Origin of the sequence: Flavobacterium sp. FlaQc-47, from assembly GCF_044006475.1 — a bacterium.
Classification (GTDB): domain Bacteria; phylum Bacteroidota; class Bacteroidia; order Flavobacteriales; family Flavobacteriaceae; genus Flavobacterium.
Genome location: NZ_JBIPCQ010000004.1, coordinates 15,505 through 31,539, shown reverse-complemented (window position 1 = coordinate 31,539; position 16,035 = coordinate 15,505). Strand labels below are relative to the sequence as shown.

Genomic DNA, 16,035 nt, shown 5'->3' with positions numbered 1-16,035 from the left:
ATTGAATGTGTTTTGGTATATCATAACGATAGTCTAAGTTTTAATTTTGTAATAGATAAAAATTAAAAAAATTAGATTAAAATGAAGAAAGCCTTAATAATAATAGATGTACAAAAAGAATATTTTGAAAATGGGGCATTAGAACTGGTAAATCCCATTCCTGCAAGTGAAAATGCTAAGAAACTATTGGAGCATTTCAGGAAAGAAAATGATACCATTGTTCATGTGCAACACATATCCGGAGAAGGAGTTCCAATTTTTGTGAATGGAACGCAAGGAATAGAAATCCATGAAAATGTAAAGCCACTTCAAGGCGAGAAAGTAATCACTAAGGCGTTTCCTAATAGCTTTAGAGGTACAGATTTACTGGAATATCTGCAATCAAATGACATAACACATTTGGTAATTGCTGGTATGATGACTCATATGTGCATTGACGCAGGAACAAGAGCTGCTTTTGATTTTGGATTTGAGTGTACGGTGATTGGTGATGCCTGCGCCACAAGAGATCTTGATATTAACGGTCAGTATGTTAAGGCGGCTGATGTACACAATGCTTTTTTAGCAGCATTAGAATTTTTTTATGCCAAGATTGTAACAACAGAACACTATTTACTTTCGTAAAAAAAACTTATAAATCACCTTTTTATAAAATGGGCTTTAATTTATTACTGCTCATTTTTTTTTTGTTGCAAGTCGTTTGCAAATGAATTTGTAAATTTACTCACTTAAGTTATAATTATCTGTGAAGAATATATTTCAAAATAAAGTTGGAGTAAATTAGATATTAAAAATATAAAATGAAAACAGTCAAATTTCATAAAAGTGAATGTGGCGTTGAAATGCTTCTTAATGTATTGCACGGAGATGTCCTTAGTGAAAGATATTTGGAACGAGATAGTTATAATACTGATTTTTTTGAAATTTTACTTTTTAAAACAGCAAAGGGATCTTTGATTTTAAATCAGCAGAAAATCAATATTTCTGACAATACAATTGTTTTTATTTCACCTTTTCAGAAAAGACAATGGACCTTGGAGAAAGAGGGACTGGACTTTACTGTCTTGGTTTTTCAGGAAAATTTTCTTAACGATTTTTTCTCAGACAAATTTTTCACTTATCGTCTTCTTTATTTCTATCAGTTGAATTATCGTTTAAATATTACTATTGAAAGTGATGAACTTCAAAAAGCGCTAGACCAGCTTATGGAAATAAAAGCTGAACTTGTAAGCGGCAGGAAGGATAGTATTCATATTATCCGATCCCTAACGTACTACCTGCTTTTGAAGTTCAACAGAGTATATGCCGAAAAAAATAATCTCTCTATCGAAAGAGCCGAGAATAACTATGCTTACCAGTTCAAACAGTTATTAGAAATAAATATTAGGGATAAACAAAGAATTGACTATTATGCTGATGTTTTAAATGTGAGCAGGATTACCATTAATACTTGTGTAAAAAAACAGCTTAATGTTACCGCTACTGAACTATTGAAACAGAGATTAATGTTTGAAATAAAAAATGATCTGATACATTCTGCAAAGACAATTGCTGAGATTGCTTATGATCTTCATTTTTCGGAACCCGGACATATGATGCGATTTTTTAAAACCCAAACCGGAATAACCAGCAGCACTTTTATTTCGGATTATCAAAAAGGAATATTTTCTTAGTTGTAAGACGAAACGGGTAAAGAAGCCAAACATTTTTATAAATCTAACAAAACACAAAAAACAGGCAGATGAGGTTGCAATGCATTCAATCAATGAAACTAAAAGAATTCATTCTATACATAAAATTTAAGGCGTAATAATTTTGCTTCGTTTAATCTGCCTTGTGCAGTACAAATTCTAAATATGTTCAAAAAATACACATCTAATAAAATATATTATCAAAGTACAGTAGCACTGGCAGGACCTGTTGTAATTTCACAGTTGGGCCATACACTGGTGCAGACCGCTGATACCATTATTATAGGTCATTATGCAGGAACGATATCATTGGCTGCTGTCTCTCTGGTGCATTCGGTTTTTATGGTGGTTTTGGTTATTGGGTTAGGGGTAGCTTACGGATTAACACCTTTAATTGCGCAGGAAAATGGAAAATCGAATTTTAAGGAATGTGCCCGACTTCTTTCTAACAGCTTATGGCTTAATGTAGTAACGGCAGTATTCCTTTTTTTGCTAGTATACTTTGGTTCTATGTTTGCCATGCAGCATGCGGATCAGGATCCACAGGTAGTGGAAACGGCAAAACCTTATCTGTTAATTTTAAGTTTATCGATTCTGCCCCTTATGATCTTTCAAACATTCAAGCAGTTTGCAGAGGGACTTGGTTTTACAAAACAAGCCATGAGCATAACCATTTGGGGAAATGTGGTGAATGTCGTGATTGCCGTGATTTTAGTAAAAGGATTGTTTGGTATTGAACCTATGGGCGTGAAAGGTGTAGGAATTGCAACACTGGCAGACAGGGTTTTAATGATGGTGGTCATGGTGTGGTATGTACTCCGATCAAAACATTTTAAAATTTATTTACAGCATTTCTCTGTAAAGTTTATCGATTTTTCAAAAATCCTGGATGTAGTAAAAATTGGATTACCTGTTGCTATGCAGTACGTATTTGAAATAGGAGCATTTGCAGTGGCAGCTGTAATTGCAGGTCAGATAGGCTCGACAGAACAGGCTGCACATCAAACAGCCATCACCCTTGCTGCAATGACGTATATGATGGCAGGCGGAATCGCATCGGCTGCGACCATTAAAATTGGAAATAGTTTTGGAAAAAAGAACTACAAAAGACTTGAAAAGTTTGCTTACGCATCTTATCATTTGGTTATCCTGTTCATGCTTTTCTTTGCACTTATTTTTACATTCTTTAATCAATATCTGCCTTACCTGATAACAAATGATGCTAACGTGATAGTGCTGGCTTCACAATTATTGGTAATTGCCGGAATATTCCAGCTCTTTGACGGTACGCAAGTAGTGGGATTAGGAACACTTAGAGGAATGGGCGATGTCAATATTCCTACTTTGATCACCTTTGTGGCATATTGGTTAATTGGTCTGCCATCGTGCTATTTTTTAGGTATTCATCTTAATTTTGGCGTAAAGGGAATTTGGTATGGATTATCTCTTGGTTTGTTAACATCATCTGTGCTGCTTTATTTCAGGTTCCGCCATATAATGAATATGAAACTTAGGGAAGTATAATGCAAAAGAATATAAGGAATAAATTATAATGAACCGATTGAGTGAAATGTCTAAATGTTTTTTTCAACACATAGATACATAGATTTTATGCTTAAAAAAGGTAAATCAGAAAGAAACTCGTTTCTCACACATATCTATGTTTGTTAATGCAGGTCAAACATCTTGTTGCATGAACTAACAATGATTTTTAAACTATAAAATGTGGATTAAAATGCTGCAGAATTTGTTTAGGCGATGCAATTACTATTTTGCGAACGGGATCAAACCATTCTACTTCTTTAGTAACTTCAGCACAGCATTCATTTTTTGAGTTGAAAAAATAGCTTTTAATATTGATTTTGTCGTCTATACAACAATGTTTCATTTCAACTGAAAATTGTTCGGTAAACATTAGATTTTTATAATTGACTAATACATGATCTCCTTCCTGCAAACTAAGCTGTAAAGTTTTCATTTTCTCTTTTGAAAATCCGTTAGCAAACAAAAAATGATACAATAATCGAAGCGTGTATGAAATGTAGGCATTACTTTCCATAACCATAAAATCGTCTACGTCCTCTCCGGTAACAACATAATTTTTACAGATCATTTTAATTTTCGTTAAGATTAAAAAAAAGAGGTCAGCTTGGTATGAAACTGACCTCATAACATTAGTCATGTTTAGTGATCTTCCAAAATCAAAAAAAGATTTATTTAGCTAATAGTGGTGGGTAATTTCTATTATCTAAAGATTTGATGTCTTGAAACAATCACTTAATTAATAAAAAATTGTAACTGATTTTTATTTTGTCAGCAATTTTTTTTCTTACCAGACCTGGTATTTCTATATCATAATCTTCCGGTTTAACTTCAAATGAACCAACAGCATTTACTCCGTTTGCAGCTTTCGAAATTTTCACCGTAACAATTACCGGTTTAGTTTTTCCATGAATGGTAAGATCTCCTTTTAAAGTAAAGTTTTGGGGTGTATTGGTAATTTTAGAACTATCAAAATTTTCTATTTTTCCTTTTAAAGTGGCTTTAGAAAATTTTTCAGATTCCATATAATTTTCGTTGAAATGCTCCTCCATTAAAGCAACTTTAAATCGAAAACCTTTTATAAGAACCAGAGCAGCAAAATCTCCGGTTGACTGCTCTAATACTGCGGATACACTTTTGTTTTCGGCAGCAACTTCTTCATAAGAAGGCACAGTAGCCTGAAATTTTATAGTCCCGGTTTTTGTGATTAGTTTTTGTGCAAATCCATCTGTATTTGCAACAATAATCAACAGTAATGCAAAGAAATTTATAAATCGTTTTTTCATAATAATTAGTTTTCTTTTAATCCGTCTGTATTCCATTTTACAATAATATCAATATTTGCCTGAGACATTCTTCCTGCCTGAGGCATGATACCTTGTTGTCCGGTTTGTAATTGAATTCGATTTAATAAGCCAGAGTTTTCGACTGCTGCTTTTACTTCAGCATAAGTAGTTAAAGGTCTGAAACCTGCGGATCTTCCATTTTGGTGACAACCTATACAATTGGCATCAATAATTGATTTCGCATTTTTAGTATAGCTAAATGCAGCTACCGGTTCAGGAACAGGTGTTCCGGGACCCGGGGGTGTTACTGTGTCTGGTGGTGTTTCGATATCCTGAAATGTATCAGAATCACTGCAACTCGTTAATGCAGCAAGTAAAATCGTGAATGCTATTAGTTTTTTCATAAGTTATAATTTTAAAATACTCTGTATAAATTAAATCCAAAAAAGAAATCTCCTTTACCCCAGTCACCGCTGGCATTTGTAAGGTATCCGCTCTCACTCATGGATTGAGAATTGGTGAATATCAACTGAAAAACGTGTCCTCCGGTTTCTACGTCAAGTCCTACAGATAATGGGTTTTCGTAAAGGCCCGGTTTGTCAAAATTGTGCATATACTCTAAATTGACAGATAATCTTTTGGTGATTTTATATCGTCCTCCTCCTCCAAAAGAAAACTGATTATCATTTTCAATGTCCGGATTATAAAGGTTTTTATGTACAAATGAGGGTACTAATTCTAAGGATAATTTTTCGCTTACTTTTCTGGAAATTAGTAACTGTTGTACATAAGTCATGCGATGCTTGAATTCTAAACCGGGATATTGTTCTTTCTCTAAAAAGGTATTGATATCGGCAACGCTGTATCCTACAATATCAACCGGAAAACTCGCATTTTGTCTCATCATTCGGTATTTTAATCCTGTTTCATACATTTTGTTTAAGGTATGTCTGGAAAGACTAACAGATAACCAATCTGTAACACCATAAATACCACCCAATTTTGTTGTAGCATTATCAAGACCAAAAAAGCTGTCTAAACCATCTTTAACAGTACCAAAACGATGTGAAACCACAAAGTAGAATTCTTTTTTCGCAGCCATTTTTGTGGTTTGTAAAGTTACCAGCTGCAAAGCTTTAAAAGTTGCCGTAGAATAACTTTCATCTACCTGAGTAGAATCAAGATCTTTAAGTAAATCATCCTGTGAATATGCCATAGTAGCCAGAAAAAGGCAGATTGGGACTAAAAATTTCTTCATAATTTTTAATTAATTGTTTTGTTTATTAAGCGTGCATTGGTCTAATTTAACTTCCTGAAAAAGTTCATCATAACCTATACATTTGCCTTTAACTGTTATTTTATTACTGAGAAGCTGATTTTTTGTTTTTTGATTAAACAAACAAAAAACAGTATTTTCAAGTATCACGACAGAATCTGTTTGTTTGGTTACTGTACCGGTGATTTCAATTGTTTTATTGAGATATAATGCATCAGCTTTTTGCGGATTAGCGTTATAATCTTCAATTAATTTTGTTGCCGGTATACTTAAATCAGGCATTTCTGATGCTATATTACGAGCTTCCTTAAAGAGAAAACCATAATAAAAATAAATGCCCGCCGAAACCAGTACTAATAAGATGGCAATTATAAATGCTGTTTTTTTTCTTTTCATAGTGATGTTTTAATTTTCAGGAAGAAATAATGCTCTTTTCATTTCAAATTAGTTCAGTTTTAACGGAGCTAATTTGAAATAGAGAGTTATTATATAAGTCTTATGGAATTTTATATGGCAAGCGGTGCATCTTTTACGACTACTGGCCAAACAGCCGGAGCAGGAAAACTAATCCCTTTATTGGCACCTCTTACGCTGGCATCTTGTCCAAAATAATACAATGGCCAACCGTTGTAAACCAGTTGTGATTTACCAAATACAGTAATAACACTAAACTTAGATTTGTCCAGAACAGAAGGAACAACAATTTTGTCTGTTTCGTAAATTGGCCATACAGCATTGTTTGAAAAATCTGCTTTTGTAAAATTGTTCTTCTGGAAATTGTCATTCTTGAAACTATACAATGTTAACCCTTTTGCATCTGTAAAATAAGTAGTTAAGCCGTCGCCAACAGTATAATCTGATTTGTAGTTTTTACCATCATGTCCTGTAAGCTGACTGCTAACAATCATAACAGAATAATCCGGTTTTGCTATAAACCAAACACCACCAACTCCGTCACCTGTTGTTTTACCTGCAGCCTCTGCTGTATTTGTTCCGCTAACACTTGGTGCGTAGTAATATAATGGCCAGCCTTTGTAGGTAAGTTGTTTTTTACCGGATGTTGTAGTTATGGTTGCAAAATCTGAGAATGTTAGTCCTGTACTTAATTTATCAGCTGTTAAATTATCTACATAAAATGGAGGCCAAACGGCTTCGCATCCGCCAGAACAAGAAGCTTGTCCTTTTGCATCTGCTGCAAAAAAGTATAGCGATTTCCCATCCTTATCAGTAAGATAAGAGCCCAATGTTGTACTTGTAGAAAGACCAATTTCTTTTTTTGCTTCTGGAGTAGGCGTAGGATCATTATTATTGTCACTACTGCAGCTTACAAAAAATGTTGCTGCTATAAGAGCAGCTAATGCGAATTTAATTTGTTTTGATTTCATTGTTTTACTTTTGATAAGGTTCAAGAGTAAAACAGTCTTGATTTATATTACCCTACCAAAGAATTGTTATTTTATAAAAAAAAATAAAAAAAAAGGTATAATTTTTTTTAAAACCTTCTAAATAGTACTACAAGGAAATTCTAAAACTCACATTTGGAGTTCTTTGCAGTGCGAACGTTTCTACTTCCTCAATGGAATTGGTTAAAGAGCTTATTCTATAATATTCGCTAATTTCATTTTTCCGATTAAGGATATTTAAAATGGAAACCCCTAATTTGTATTGAATTCCACCTGCCGTTTCCCATTTATAAGTAGAGGAAAGATTAACCTGTGAAAAAATATGCAAATTAGTATTGTTCGGTTTATTGTAAACCAGTACAGGATCTGAAAGATCAATTTGCGAAAGGTCGGGAGAGGTTTTAGGTCTGCCCGAAGACCATTTTGTGCCCAAAGCAATTTTGAAATTATTTTTCTCATAAATCCCTGCCCACGATACAGTATGCATTAACTGAAAATTATTGGGAAAACTTGGGTATTGATAATCAGAAAAATGGTAATTGTTATGGTTATAGGTATAACTCAACCAGGTCAGAAAGTGATTCATTTTTTTCTGTAACAGCATTTCTGATCCCCAAATTTCATAATTGCCAGTAGTTCTTACAAACTCTAACTGATTCTGAAAACCCTGGCTGGAGGTCGTAATTCCGTTTACTTTTTTATAAAAATTCTCTACATCCACAAGCCAGTCACCTTTTTTATAGAATAAATTCAAGGATAATTGCTTGCTTTTCTGGATAGGAACTGTCGTATTATTGGATACAATCCAGCGTCTTTTTTCGATGCCAAAATAATCTTTTTGCAAATCAATAATCTGTTGGGAATTTTGACTTTTCAGCTCGCCAAGCAGTTCTGCATTTAAGCTTTTACTAATGCTATAGCCCAATTGTATTCGGGGTTCTACAATATATTTTTTAAATTTTTCAATATAATTAATTCGTGTTCCTGTCTTGAAATAGATGCCGGAAAGCGTATCGTTATATTTTGCTTCCAAAATTAAGGCGTGGGTTCGTAGTACGTCTTTCACCCTTCGATAAAAATCAGGATTAGTGACCTGCTCTAAATTAGTAATACCTATTTCATTAAATTGATATCCGTCGCTTACACTAAATTGAGAAGTGATAATATGATTGTTCTCTAAATTAATACCATTATTGGTAACGGTGTTTTCCTGAATAACTGTTTGGTTTTCATTGGTCGTTTTCTGGTTGCCCAAAAGCTTATACGAAGAGTTGTAAATATTAATTTTAGTAGTATTGAAATTGTTCCAGTTTCTTTTCCAGGATAAATTTCCGCCATAATTCTGCTGACGTAAAATGTTGTTTTCTGATCTGTTTATGTTATACACAGTCGCACTCTGAAAGACTTCGAGATTGTCTTTGATGGTAATTAAATCCAGTATTAATTGATCTTTAGCGCCTATTTTTTGTGCATATTTTAGCGTAGCATCATAGAAACCGAATTTTTTATCACTTTGATAATCGATATTTTGGTTCTGTGAAAAATCAGTGATGGTTGTGTTTTGAAATATTTTGTCAAAATATTCCTTGTAGGTTGGTGTTTCTGCAAAATCAGTAATTGATTTTCGTGCTGAAATTTCGATATAACTCTTTTTCGAAAGATTGTATTTTGCATATACATCAGCATTAATCATATTAATTCCGGCACTAAAACTATTTTTTTCCATTGTTTCGGGAGTAGAAGAAATAGCGACTACACTCGAAACACTTTCTCCATAAAATGCCGAACTTCCGTTTTTATAAATAGAAATAGTATGTGCCAGATTGGGGTTGAAAACCGATATTAAACCAAAAAAATGTCCCGTTTGAAACATGCGAATCCCATTCCATAAAAATAGATTCTGATCGTGCGTGCCGCCGCGAACATTAATACTTGACACACTTTCATCCAGGCTGTTTACGCCCGGAATTTGCTGCATCGTCTGCAAAGCATCCGGCTCAATAAGTCCGGGCAGGATACCGAATTTCTTGGGTTTAATTTCAAAAGAGCCATCGGTATTTTTTGAAATTCCCGAAGCCAGAACAGCATTTGCCTTAATCTCTTCCAGCTGCGTAATTTCAGGTTCTAATAGTATTTGAAGACAATTTTCAGGTTTAGAATTGCCTGTTATAATTTTTTTGGGTGTAAATCCTACATGACTAATGAAAAGCAAACCGGCATTTTCTTTTTTAAATTCAAAATAACCCTTTGAATCCGTTGTAACCTGAATTTTAGTACTTAAACTGATATTTGCGTTTTCAATAGGTTTTTTATCATTACCGGAAAAAACGTATCCGCAGATGATACGAGTTTCATGCTCTTTTTTATAGATATTAATGAATTGGTTGCCAATATTTTCAAAAGACAGATTTGTTTTTTGGGCAAGATAACTCAGCTTCTGGTCTAGGGAAAGTGATTTTTTTGGATGATTTAATTGCAGTCCGGCAATAAGATCTTCGGTATAATTAAAACTAACGTGATGCTGCTGTTCAATAGCAATTATGATTTTTTTAAAAGGCATCGCTTTTTCTTTGTCCTGAGCAAAAAGATTCAGGACAAGGAAAAAGAAAATAAACAAAAAATGAAATTGTTTGGGGAGGAACATTTATTTTTCGTCAAAAATTATGATATTATTGGAGTCTTTTCTGGACTCTAAATGATAGGTTGTTCTAATAATCTGCAATGCTACCGCAAGGTCTTTGGCAGGTAGTTTTCCTGTAAACAAAGCGGTTGTATCTTTTGTGTTTAATTTAATCTTAATATTATATTGCCTTTCTACTTCGTCCAGCAGGCTTTTTATATTTTCTTTATAAAAACAAATCTGATTGTCCATCCATTCCGGCTGCATGGCAATTACATTTCTTTTTACTTGTTTTCCGTTTTCAAAACTAACGCTTTGTCCGTGCGTTAATAAAATCTGAGTATTGGCATAATTTACTTTCACGCGTCCTTCATAACACACGACATCAAACCTGTTTTTTCTCGCTTTAACATTAAATTGTGTTCCTAAAACCGATACTTTCCCCAGACTGGTCTGCACTTCAAATCGTCTGCCTTTGGCTACCCTGAAATATGCTTCTCCTTTTAATTCAAGATGTCTGTTGTTGTCCCAGTTCCATTTTTTATAATGTATTTCAGAACCTGAATTCAGCACCACTTCAGAATTATCAGGCAATGAAAAAGTTGTTTTTTCTCCAAAATTTGCCGTTTGCGTTTCTGGTACAAAAAATTTCATAACAAAAGTAATTCCAAGCGTTAATACAAAGATTGCTGCTGCCCGAAACATCCATTTTTTATGTAGAGGAACTACTTTTGTGACCTCTTTTTTCTGGCTCAGAATATTCGATAACATAGCGTTTTTATCTAAATCATCTACTTCTAAATGAGCTGTATAATTCTTTATTTTTTGGTATTTTTCAAAATCGGGACTTGTTTCAAATTCAGCCAATTCCTCTTTCGTCAATTCATTGCTGAGCCATTTTGCTAATAAGCGATCTTTTTTCATTGTGCTGCTATTATAGTATTAAACAAGTAGAACTAAATTTACCCTACTTTTATAAATCAATTTCTTTACGTAAGCTTAATAAAGCTAAATGAATGCGTTTTTCGACTGCCTTTACACTAATGTTTAATTCCAAGGCAATTTCGCTGTATTTTTTGCCATCAATTCGATGCATCAAAAAGGCTGTACGCTGTTTTTCGTTCAGGTTTTCAATGGATTTTAAAAGTTTGGATTGAAATTGTTTTTCCTCCAGAAGATATTCGGGACTTTCATTGGTTTTATCCAGTCCGGTAAAGTTTTTTTCATATCGCAAAACCACTTTTTGGTGCGCGATCGCATTGAGGCTGCTATTGTTGGCAATGGTATAAATATAGGATTTTGCTTTTTCAAGCGGTACTGAAGCGCAGTTTTGCCAGAGTTTCACAAAAGCTTCCTGAGTCAGATCTTCTGCCTGATCCATATTACCAAATTTGTAAAAAAGAAAATTCCGAAGTGCTTTTACGTGACTTTTGAAGAAAGACGAAAAAATAATTTCATCACAAGTGTTGGATTGGTTTTTAGGTGGCATTTAGATTTTCGATTTGTACGGTGTAAAAGTATTTGTTTTTAATTGAAGTAGGGTAAAAGCAAAGCTGATTGTTTTATATTAGAATAAATGCTATTGCATTTTGTTAATTTAGTATCAAACAACAAATCAAAAAGCTTTGATGCCAAATTTATTAAAAACTATTTTCTTTAAATTTTATTACATTTGTAAAAACATAAATATGTTGCTTTTAAAAAAATATTTATCCATTGCGGTTGTCCTGCTATTAGTGTCTTGTCAAAGTGAAATTGATGAACAAGATGATAATAAACAAGCAACTGTTACCAGTGTTTCGCCTCTTACTACTTACTTACAAAGGGTGGCAATGGTTCAAACCGTTCAGGATAATGTTATCGACGGCTCCAGTTACTGCACTATAAAACTACCTTATACCGTTGCGGTTAATAATGAGAAAATTGCAGTTAATACTACCGCTGATTATCAAAAAGTAATAGATAATATCAATGCCAATGGGTATGATGATGATATTGTAAAAATCGATTTTCCGGTAACAATGGTATACTATAATTATATCCAGAAGCTGGTACCGAATGAAGCCGATTTTAACGACTTAATTAATTATTGGAATCTTTACCCTGATCTTTTATCTAAAATTAACGGATTAAATATCAATTATCCCATTACCATTAATAGTTATAACAGTGCCAATCAAATCGCAAGTTCTCAGTCTCTTGTGAATGATCAGGCATTTTTTAATTTTATAAAAAATCTCAATGCGAGTGAATATATTTCGTTGCAATATCCAATTTCAATAACGGATTACAACAATCAGAAAAAATCAATCAGCAATAATTTAGAGTTCGAAAACGCCATCAAATATGCTATTGATTACTGCCCTGAAAATAATAGTGCAGCACTTGATTTTACAACAACCCTTACAAGTGGTTCGTGGAATATTCCTTATTATTTTGATGATTCAGATAAAACGACTTCTTACAGTGGCTATTCGTTTACTTTTAAAAGTGATAAATCAGTAGTTGCTACAAAAGGTGGAATTTCAGAAACAGGTCAGTGGGAAAGTACGCTGCAATATGGTGTTAGAGAATTCAAAATAATTTTCGGTTCATCTGTTTTGGGTAAACTCAATACTAGTTGGAAGCTGTTTGAATTTAATAATTCACAAATACGACTACGCGATGTAAGTAATACTACCAATTATCTTTATTTTGAAAAAAAATAACTTTCTATTATGTTGTAGTAAAGTGTTGTAATTGTAATACTTCACGTTTTAAGTAAACACTTATAAATTCTGCGTTGACGGGCTTCATAAATGCCAAAAGTTGCTCGTTAAATTTTCCAACAGAAGAGCATCTATCGATAGTTCTTCCCACTTCATGTAAATCAAATAATCTTTACATATTTTTCGTAAATGTTTTGCCCTGACGATTCATTTTTCAAATTCTTAGTGAAAAATGTCACTTTCTGTTTTATATATTTTTTCGAAAACTTCTAACAATTACAGTCTTTTTAAAAAGGAAGTGATTTGCGAAGAGGCATTTTTGTTTTAAAGATCTGGTTTTTATTTAAAAAATCAGGAATTCATTTTATATATCAATTTCAAAATAAGATTTACTGCCGCTTTTTTGATAGCATAACTTTAAAACTTAATAATTAAATGGATTTTCGATTTTATGGCATTTTAAAATGTAAAAAATGACTATTTTTGTTTAACGATATTTAATAATTGTTAAACAATATTTAATGAAGCCAATTATTGCAAAAATAGATAGTAGTGTATTGAATGAAGTTCAGATCGACAGAATTATAGAAATGGCATGGGAAGACCGAACCCCTTTTGATGCTGTAAAGTTTCAATTTGGTCTATCAGAGAGTGATGTGAAGGCTTTGATGAAAAAAGAATTAAAATTTAGCAGTTACAAGTTGTGGCGTGAAAGGGTTGAAAATTGCAAAACAAAACACGTTGCAAAGAGAACCGAAGGAATTGACAGGTTTAAATGTAACAGGCAGAGAGCAATTTCAAATAATAAAATCTCTAAGCGTTAATAAAATCTCTAAGCGTTAATAAAATTTATACAGATGATGAAAAAAGATAAACCTGATAATGTAGTTTTCTCTAAAGAGCATGGGTATAATGCAAGCGTATTACCTTATGCTACAAGTGTGGGCGCGCCGGTAATAAAAGCTGATGATTTAACAGGCTGGAAAAACATGGGTATAAATAAGGTAAACAAAGAATTTGAAAGCAAATTCAGGGAACTAAAAATGCAATACCAGGATTTAATCGAAGAATTCCAGTGGAATGAATTGGTTTACAACGCCAGATTTTCTTTTGAACCTATTGTGGGTGAAATATATCATTTATATAAAGATGCAGACGGTTTTGATTTTCTCTCACTTATAGGACCCAAAGAATGGAATAAGGAGCATATTGCGACTTTTAGACTTAACAGTGATAAAAAATGGATACTGATCGATTGAAAGTGGTGTTTTTTAATAAAATTTCTAGTAGTGAAAAACAAAATAAATTTTAAAACCAGTGATCTGGAAAAAATGGAGAAACAAACTGCCGTTCATTTAATCAATAGTTTAGGCGGTTTTAAAAGTGTGGCATTAGTAGGAACTTCTGATAATGAGGAAAATACTAATTTATCCATCTTTAGTTCTTTTTTTCATATTGGAGCGAATCCGCCATTAATAGGCATGATTTTTCGCCCCAGCCCGCCCGAGCGTGATACTATGAGGAATATTTTAGATACAGGATTCTATACTATTAATCATATCAACGAACAGATCTACAAGCAGGCACATCAAACATCAGCGAGATACGACAAAGAAATTTCAGAATTTGATGCTGCAGGACTCAGTGCGGAATATAAAAACAACTTTCCAGCTCCTTTTGTACTCGAAAGCAACATACAGTTAGGGATTGAATTTAAAGAAAAAATAGACATTTCAATAAATAATACCACTATGATTATCGGACAAATAGTCCAGATTTTTATTCCCGAAGACTGCTTGTCTGAAGATGGTTTTGTTAATTTAGAAAAAGCCAATACAATTACTTGTTCCGGACTGGACAGCTATCATAAAACCCTGCAATTAGACCGATTAAGCTATGCAAAGCCGGATAAGGAAATTAGATCATTGCTTAAAAGTTGAACAAAAAAAAGATAAATATTATATGGTTCAAACGTGATCTTCGTTTTACAGATCACGAACCTCTTTTTATCGCGCAGCAGCAAAACATTCCTCTTCTTTTGGTTTATTTTTTTGAACCTTCAGTAATGGATTATGATGATTCTGATGTGCGTCATTGGCGGTTTGTTTATGAATCATTACAGGAAATGCAATCTAAATTAAAGTCATTTGCGGCAAATATTTATTATTTTCATAACGAAGTCCAAACTGTTTTTGAGCACCTAACCAGTCTTTATGATGTTCAAACAGTATTTTCGCATCAGGAGATTGGCAATAAAGTTACTTTTTACAGGGATATTGCCATGCAGATTTTTTTTGATGATCAAAAAATTATTTGGAAACAAACCCAGCTCCATGGCGTAATTAGAAAGTTGCGTTCCAGAGAAAATTGGGATAAACGATGGGAAGAAACAATGCGTGCAGCTCCTAAAATGATTGAACTGAATGCTTTTGAATTTGAACATTTAGATCCTGATTATTATCAAAAACTAAAAGGAAAAGCACTTTCAACCGAAATTACAAACCGAAATGAAAACTTTCAACAGGGTGGAGAATATTGGGCATGGAGGTACTTAGAAAGTTTTGCAAAAGAAAGACATGTCAATTACAGCAAACATATTTCTAAACCCGATCTAAGCAGAAAAGGATGTAGCCGTTTATCTCCCTATTTGACATACGGAAACATCAGTATGCGAATGGTGTATCACTATACTAATCAGTTTTATGAAGCATCTCCCAATAAAAGAGCCATGCTTAATTTTGTTTCAAGACTGCACTGGCATTGCCATTTTATGCAAAAATTTGAAAGTGACTACCAAATTGAATTTAAAAACATAAACAAAGATTATGATTCCTTGGTGAAACCCAGAAACGAAACCTCTATAAAAGCGTGGCAGGAAGGTAAAACCGGGATTCCTATTATTGATGCCTGTATCAGATGTTTAGTTCAGACAGGTTATATCAACTTTAGAATGCGGGCAATGGTAGTTTCCTTTTTTACATTCAATTTATGGCAGGACTGGAGGGAACTGCATTTTCTGGCAAGACAGTTTTTAGATTACGAACCCGGAATTCATTATCCTCAGATTCAGATGCAGGCGGGTACAACAACGGGTAATACTATTAGAATTTATAATCCCATAAAAAACTCTCAGGAACACGATTCAGAGGGTGTTTTTATAAAAAAATGGTTGCCTGAATTAAAGGAAATCCCATCTCAATTAATTCATGAACCATGGAAATTAAATAGTATTGAGCAGCAATTTTACAAATGCGAAATAGGTAAAGATTATCCAGAACCTATTGTAAATATAGAAGAAACTCGAAAATACGCGAGTGATATTGTTTGGAGTTTTAGAGATAAACAAAAAAATGCGACTAGTGAAGAAACAAAACCTGCCCACTAAAATCTGCGTTGTCTGCCAGAGACCATTTTCATGGAGAAAAAAATGGGCAAAAGTCTGGGACGAAGTCAAATATTGCAGTGATAAATGTAGAAGCAATAAAAATCAATAAGACTTTACAGCATTA

General features: G+C 33.4%; 18 protein-coding genes. 9 read left to right on the top strand and 9 right to left on the bottom strand.

Annotated elements, in window-relative coordinates; all coding sequences use genetic code 11:
- Positions 1 to 81 precede the first annotated feature (81 nt).
- The 3 genes from ACHRVX_RS13380 to ACHRVX_RS13370 all read left to right on the top strand — a co-directional run bounded on the left by ACHRVX_RS13380 (position 82) and on the right by ACHRVX_RS13370 (position 3,215).
- Entirely contained in the window at positions 82 to 624 is a 543-nt protein-coding gene (locus ACHRVX_RS13380; RefSeq protein WP_395332971.1) for a cysteine hydrolase family protein, read from the top strand.
- A gap of 176 nt (positions 625 to 800) precedes the next feature.
- A complete protein-coding gene (locus ACHRVX_RS13375; RefSeq protein ID WP_395332969.1) occupies positions 801 to 1,673 on the top strand; it encodes a helix-turn-helix domain-containing protein in 873 nt (290 codons plus the stop codon).
- 183 nt (positions 1,674 to 1,856) lie between these two features.
- Positions 1,857 to 3,215, top strand: coding sequence for an MATE family efflux transporter (locus tag ACHRVX_RS13370; RefSeq protein WP_395332967.1), 1,359 nt, complete (start codon positions 1,857 to 1,859; stop codon positions 3,213 to 3,215).
- A gap of 187 nt (positions 3,216 to 3,402) precedes the next feature.
- On the opposite strand, the gene ACHRVX_RS13365 is transcribed toward ACHRVX_RS13370, so the two are convergent.
- From ACHRVX_RS13365 to ACHRVX_RS13325, 9 genes are all read right to left on the bottom strand, one after another.
- Entirely contained in the window at positions 3,403 to 3,804 is a 402-nt protein-coding gene (locus ACHRVX_RS13365; RefSeq protein WP_395332966.1) for a hypothetical protein, read from the bottom strand.
- 160 nt (positions 3,805 to 3,964) lie between these two features.
- Positions 3,965 to 4,519 (bottom strand): YceI family protein, encoded by a 555-nt coding sequence (locus ACHRVX_RS13360; protein ID WP_395332964.1) that lies wholly within the window; start codon positions 4,517 to 4,519, stop codon positions 3,965 to 3,967.
- Positions 4,520 to 4,524: 5 nt separating this feature from the next.
- The gene (locus ACHRVX_RS13355; protein ID WP_395332962.1) at positions 4,525 to 4,923 is read right to left on the bottom strand and encodes a cytochrome c; all 399 of its coding nucleotides are present in this window, start codon (positions 4,921 to 4,923) and stop codon (positions 4,525 to 4,527) included.
- 11 nt (positions 4,924 to 4,934) lie between these two features.
- Positions 4,935 to 5,777 (bottom strand): DUF5777 family beta-barrel protein, encoded by an 843-nt coding sequence (locus ACHRVX_RS13350; RefSeq protein ID WP_395332960.1) that lies wholly within the window; start codon positions 5,775 to 5,777, stop codon positions 4,935 to 4,937.
- Between the two features lie 9 nt (positions 5,778 to 5,786).
- Positions 5,787 to 6,191: a hypothetical protein gene (locus ACHRVX_RS13345; RefSeq protein WP_395332958.1), complete on the bottom strand. Its 405-nt coding sequence runs from the start codon at positions 6,189 to 6,191 to the stop codon at positions 5,787 to 5,789.
- A gap of 110 nt (positions 6,192 to 6,301) precedes the next feature.
- Positions 6,302 to 7,180: a hypothetical protein gene (locus ACHRVX_RS13340; protein WP_395332956.1), complete on the bottom strand. Its 879-nt coding sequence runs from the start codon at positions 7,178 to 7,180 to the stop codon at positions 6,302 to 6,304.
- A gap of 127 nt (positions 7,181 to 7,307) precedes the next feature.
- Positions 7,308 to 9,842: a carboxypeptidase-like regulatory domain-containing protein gene (locus ACHRVX_RS13335; protein ID WP_395332954.1), complete on the bottom strand. Its 2,535-nt coding sequence runs from the start codon at positions 9,840 to 9,842 to the stop codon at positions 7,308 to 7,310.
- Complete coding sequence (locus ACHRVX_RS13330; RefSeq protein WP_395332952.1) at positions 9,843 to 10,742, bottom strand: FecR family protein; 900 nt, start codon at positions 10,740 to 10,742, stop codon at positions 9,843 to 9,845.
- A 49-nt stretch (positions 10,743 to 10,791) separates the two neighbouring features.
- Positions 10,792 to 11,307: an RNA polymerase sigma factor gene (locus ACHRVX_RS13325; RefSeq protein WP_395332950.1), complete on the bottom strand. Its 516-nt coding sequence runs from the start codon at positions 11,305 to 11,307 to the stop codon at positions 10,792 to 10,794.
- Positions 11,308 to 11,506: 199 nt separating this feature from the next.
- Between ACHRVX_RS13325 and ACHRVX_RS13320 the strand changes: the two genes are divergently transcribed.
- From ACHRVX_RS13320 to ACHRVX_RS13295, 6 genes are all read left to right on the top strand, one after another.
- On the top strand, positions 11,507 to 12,526 hold the full coding sequence (locus tag ACHRVX_RS13320) for a hypothetical protein (protein WP_395332948.1): 1,020 nt from the start codon (positions 11,507 to 11,509) through the stop codon (positions 12,524 to 12,526).
- Between the two features lie 521 nt (positions 12,527 to 13,047).
- Positions 13,048 to 13,350: a TIGR03643 family protein gene (locus ACHRVX_RS13315; RefSeq protein ID WP_395332946.1), complete on the top strand. Its 303-nt coding sequence runs from the start codon at positions 13,048 to 13,050 to the stop codon at positions 13,348 to 13,350.
- Positions 13,351 to 13,386: 36 nt separating this feature from the next.
- Entirely contained in the window at positions 13,387 to 13,785 is a 399-nt protein-coding gene (locus ACHRVX_RS13310; RefSeq protein WP_395334083.1) for a DUF2452 domain-containing protein, read from the top strand.
- A 30-nt stretch (positions 13,786 to 13,815) separates the two neighbouring features.
- Positions 13,816 to 14,466 carry a flavin reductase family protein gene (locus tag ACHRVX_RS13305; protein ID WP_395332944.1) on the top strand — a complete coding sequence of 217 codons (651 nt, stop codon included), beginning with the start codon at positions 13,816 to 13,818 and terminating at the stop codon, positions 14,464 to 14,466.
- Entirely contained in the window at positions 14,463 to 15,911 is a 1,449-nt protein-coding gene (locus tag ACHRVX_RS13300; protein ID WP_395332942.1) for a deoxyribodipyrimidine photo-lyase/cryptochrome family protein, read from the top strand. The genes ACHRVX_RS13305 and ACHRVX_RS13300 overlap by 4 nt, the downstream gene beginning before the upstream one ends.
- Positions 15,877 to 16,020 carry a DUF2256 domain-containing protein gene (locus tag ACHRVX_RS13295; RefSeq protein ID WP_395332940.1) on the top strand — a complete coding sequence of 48 codons (144 nt, stop codon included), beginning with the start codon at positions 15,877 to 15,879 and terminating at the stop codon, positions 16,018 to 16,020. Before ACHRVX_RS13300 ends, ACHRVX_RS13295 begins: the two co-directional genes overlap by 35 nt.
- The last annotated feature ends 15 nt before the right edge of the window (positions 16,021 to 16,035 follow it).

Excerpts from the sequence above, each read along its gene's own strand:
- ACHRVX_RS13380 (WP_395332971.1), top strand. The coding sequence starts at position 82 with ATGAAGAAAGCCTTAATAATAATAGATGTACAAAAAGAATATTTTGAA.
- ACHRVX_RS13375 (WP_395332969.1), top strand. The coding sequence starts at position 801 with ATGAAAACAGTCAAATTTCATAAAAGTGAATGTGGCGTTGAAATGCTT.
- ACHRVX_RS13370 (WP_395332967.1), top strand. The coding sequence starts at position 1,857 with ATGTTCAAAAAATACACATCTAATAAAATATATTATCAAAGTACAGTA.
- ACHRVX_RS13365 (WP_395332966.1), bottom strand. The coding sequence starts at position 3,804 with ATGATCTGTAAAAATTATGTTGTTACCGGAGAGGACGTAGACGATTTT.
- ACHRVX_RS13360 (WP_395332964.1), bottom strand. The coding sequence starts at position 4,519 with ATGAAAAAACGATTTATAAATTTCTTTGCATTACTGTTGATTATTGTT.
- ACHRVX_RS13355 (WP_395332962.1), bottom strand. The coding sequence starts at position 4,923 with ATGAAAAAACTAATAGCATTCACGATTTTACTTGCTGCATTAACGAGT.
- ACHRVX_RS13350 (WP_395332960.1), bottom strand. The coding sequence starts at position 5,777 with ATGAAGAAATTTTTAGTCCCAATCTGCCTTTTTCTGGCTACTATGGCA.
- ACHRVX_RS13345 (WP_395332958.1), bottom strand. The coding sequence starts at position 6,191 with ATGAAAAGAAAAAAAACAGCATTTATAATTGCCATCTTATTAGTACTG.
- ACHRVX_RS13340 (WP_395332956.1), bottom strand. The coding sequence starts at position 7,180 with ATGAAATCAAAACAAATTAAATTCGCATTAGCTGCTCTTATAGCAGCA.
- ACHRVX_RS13335 (WP_395332954.1), bottom strand. The coding sequence starts at position 9,842 with ATGTTCCTCCCCAAACAATTTCATTTTTTGTTTATTTTCTTTTTCCTT.
- ACHRVX_RS13330 (WP_395332952.1), bottom strand. The coding sequence starts at position 10,742 with ATGAAAAAAGATCGCTTATTAGCAAAATGGCTCAGCAATGAATTGACG.
- ACHRVX_RS13325 (WP_395332950.1), bottom strand. The coding sequence starts at position 11,307 with ATGCCACCTAAAAACCAATCCAACACTTGTGATGAAATTATTTTTTCG.
- ACHRVX_RS13320 (WP_395332948.1), top strand. The coding sequence starts at position 11,507 with ATGTTGCTTTTAAAAAAATATTTATCCATTGCGGTTGTCCTGCTATTA.
- ACHRVX_RS13315 (WP_395332946.1), top strand. The coding sequence starts at position 13,048 with ATGAAGCCAATTATTGCAAAAATAGATAGTAGTGTATTGAATGAAGTT.
- ACHRVX_RS13310 (WP_395334083.1), top strand. The coding sequence starts at position 13,387 with ATGAAAAAAGATAAACCTGATAATGTAGTTTTCTCTAAAGAGCATGGG.
- ACHRVX_RS13295 (WP_395332940.1), top strand. The coding sequence starts at position 15,877 with ATGCGACTAGTGAAGAAACAAAACCTGCCCACTAAAATCTGCGTTGTC.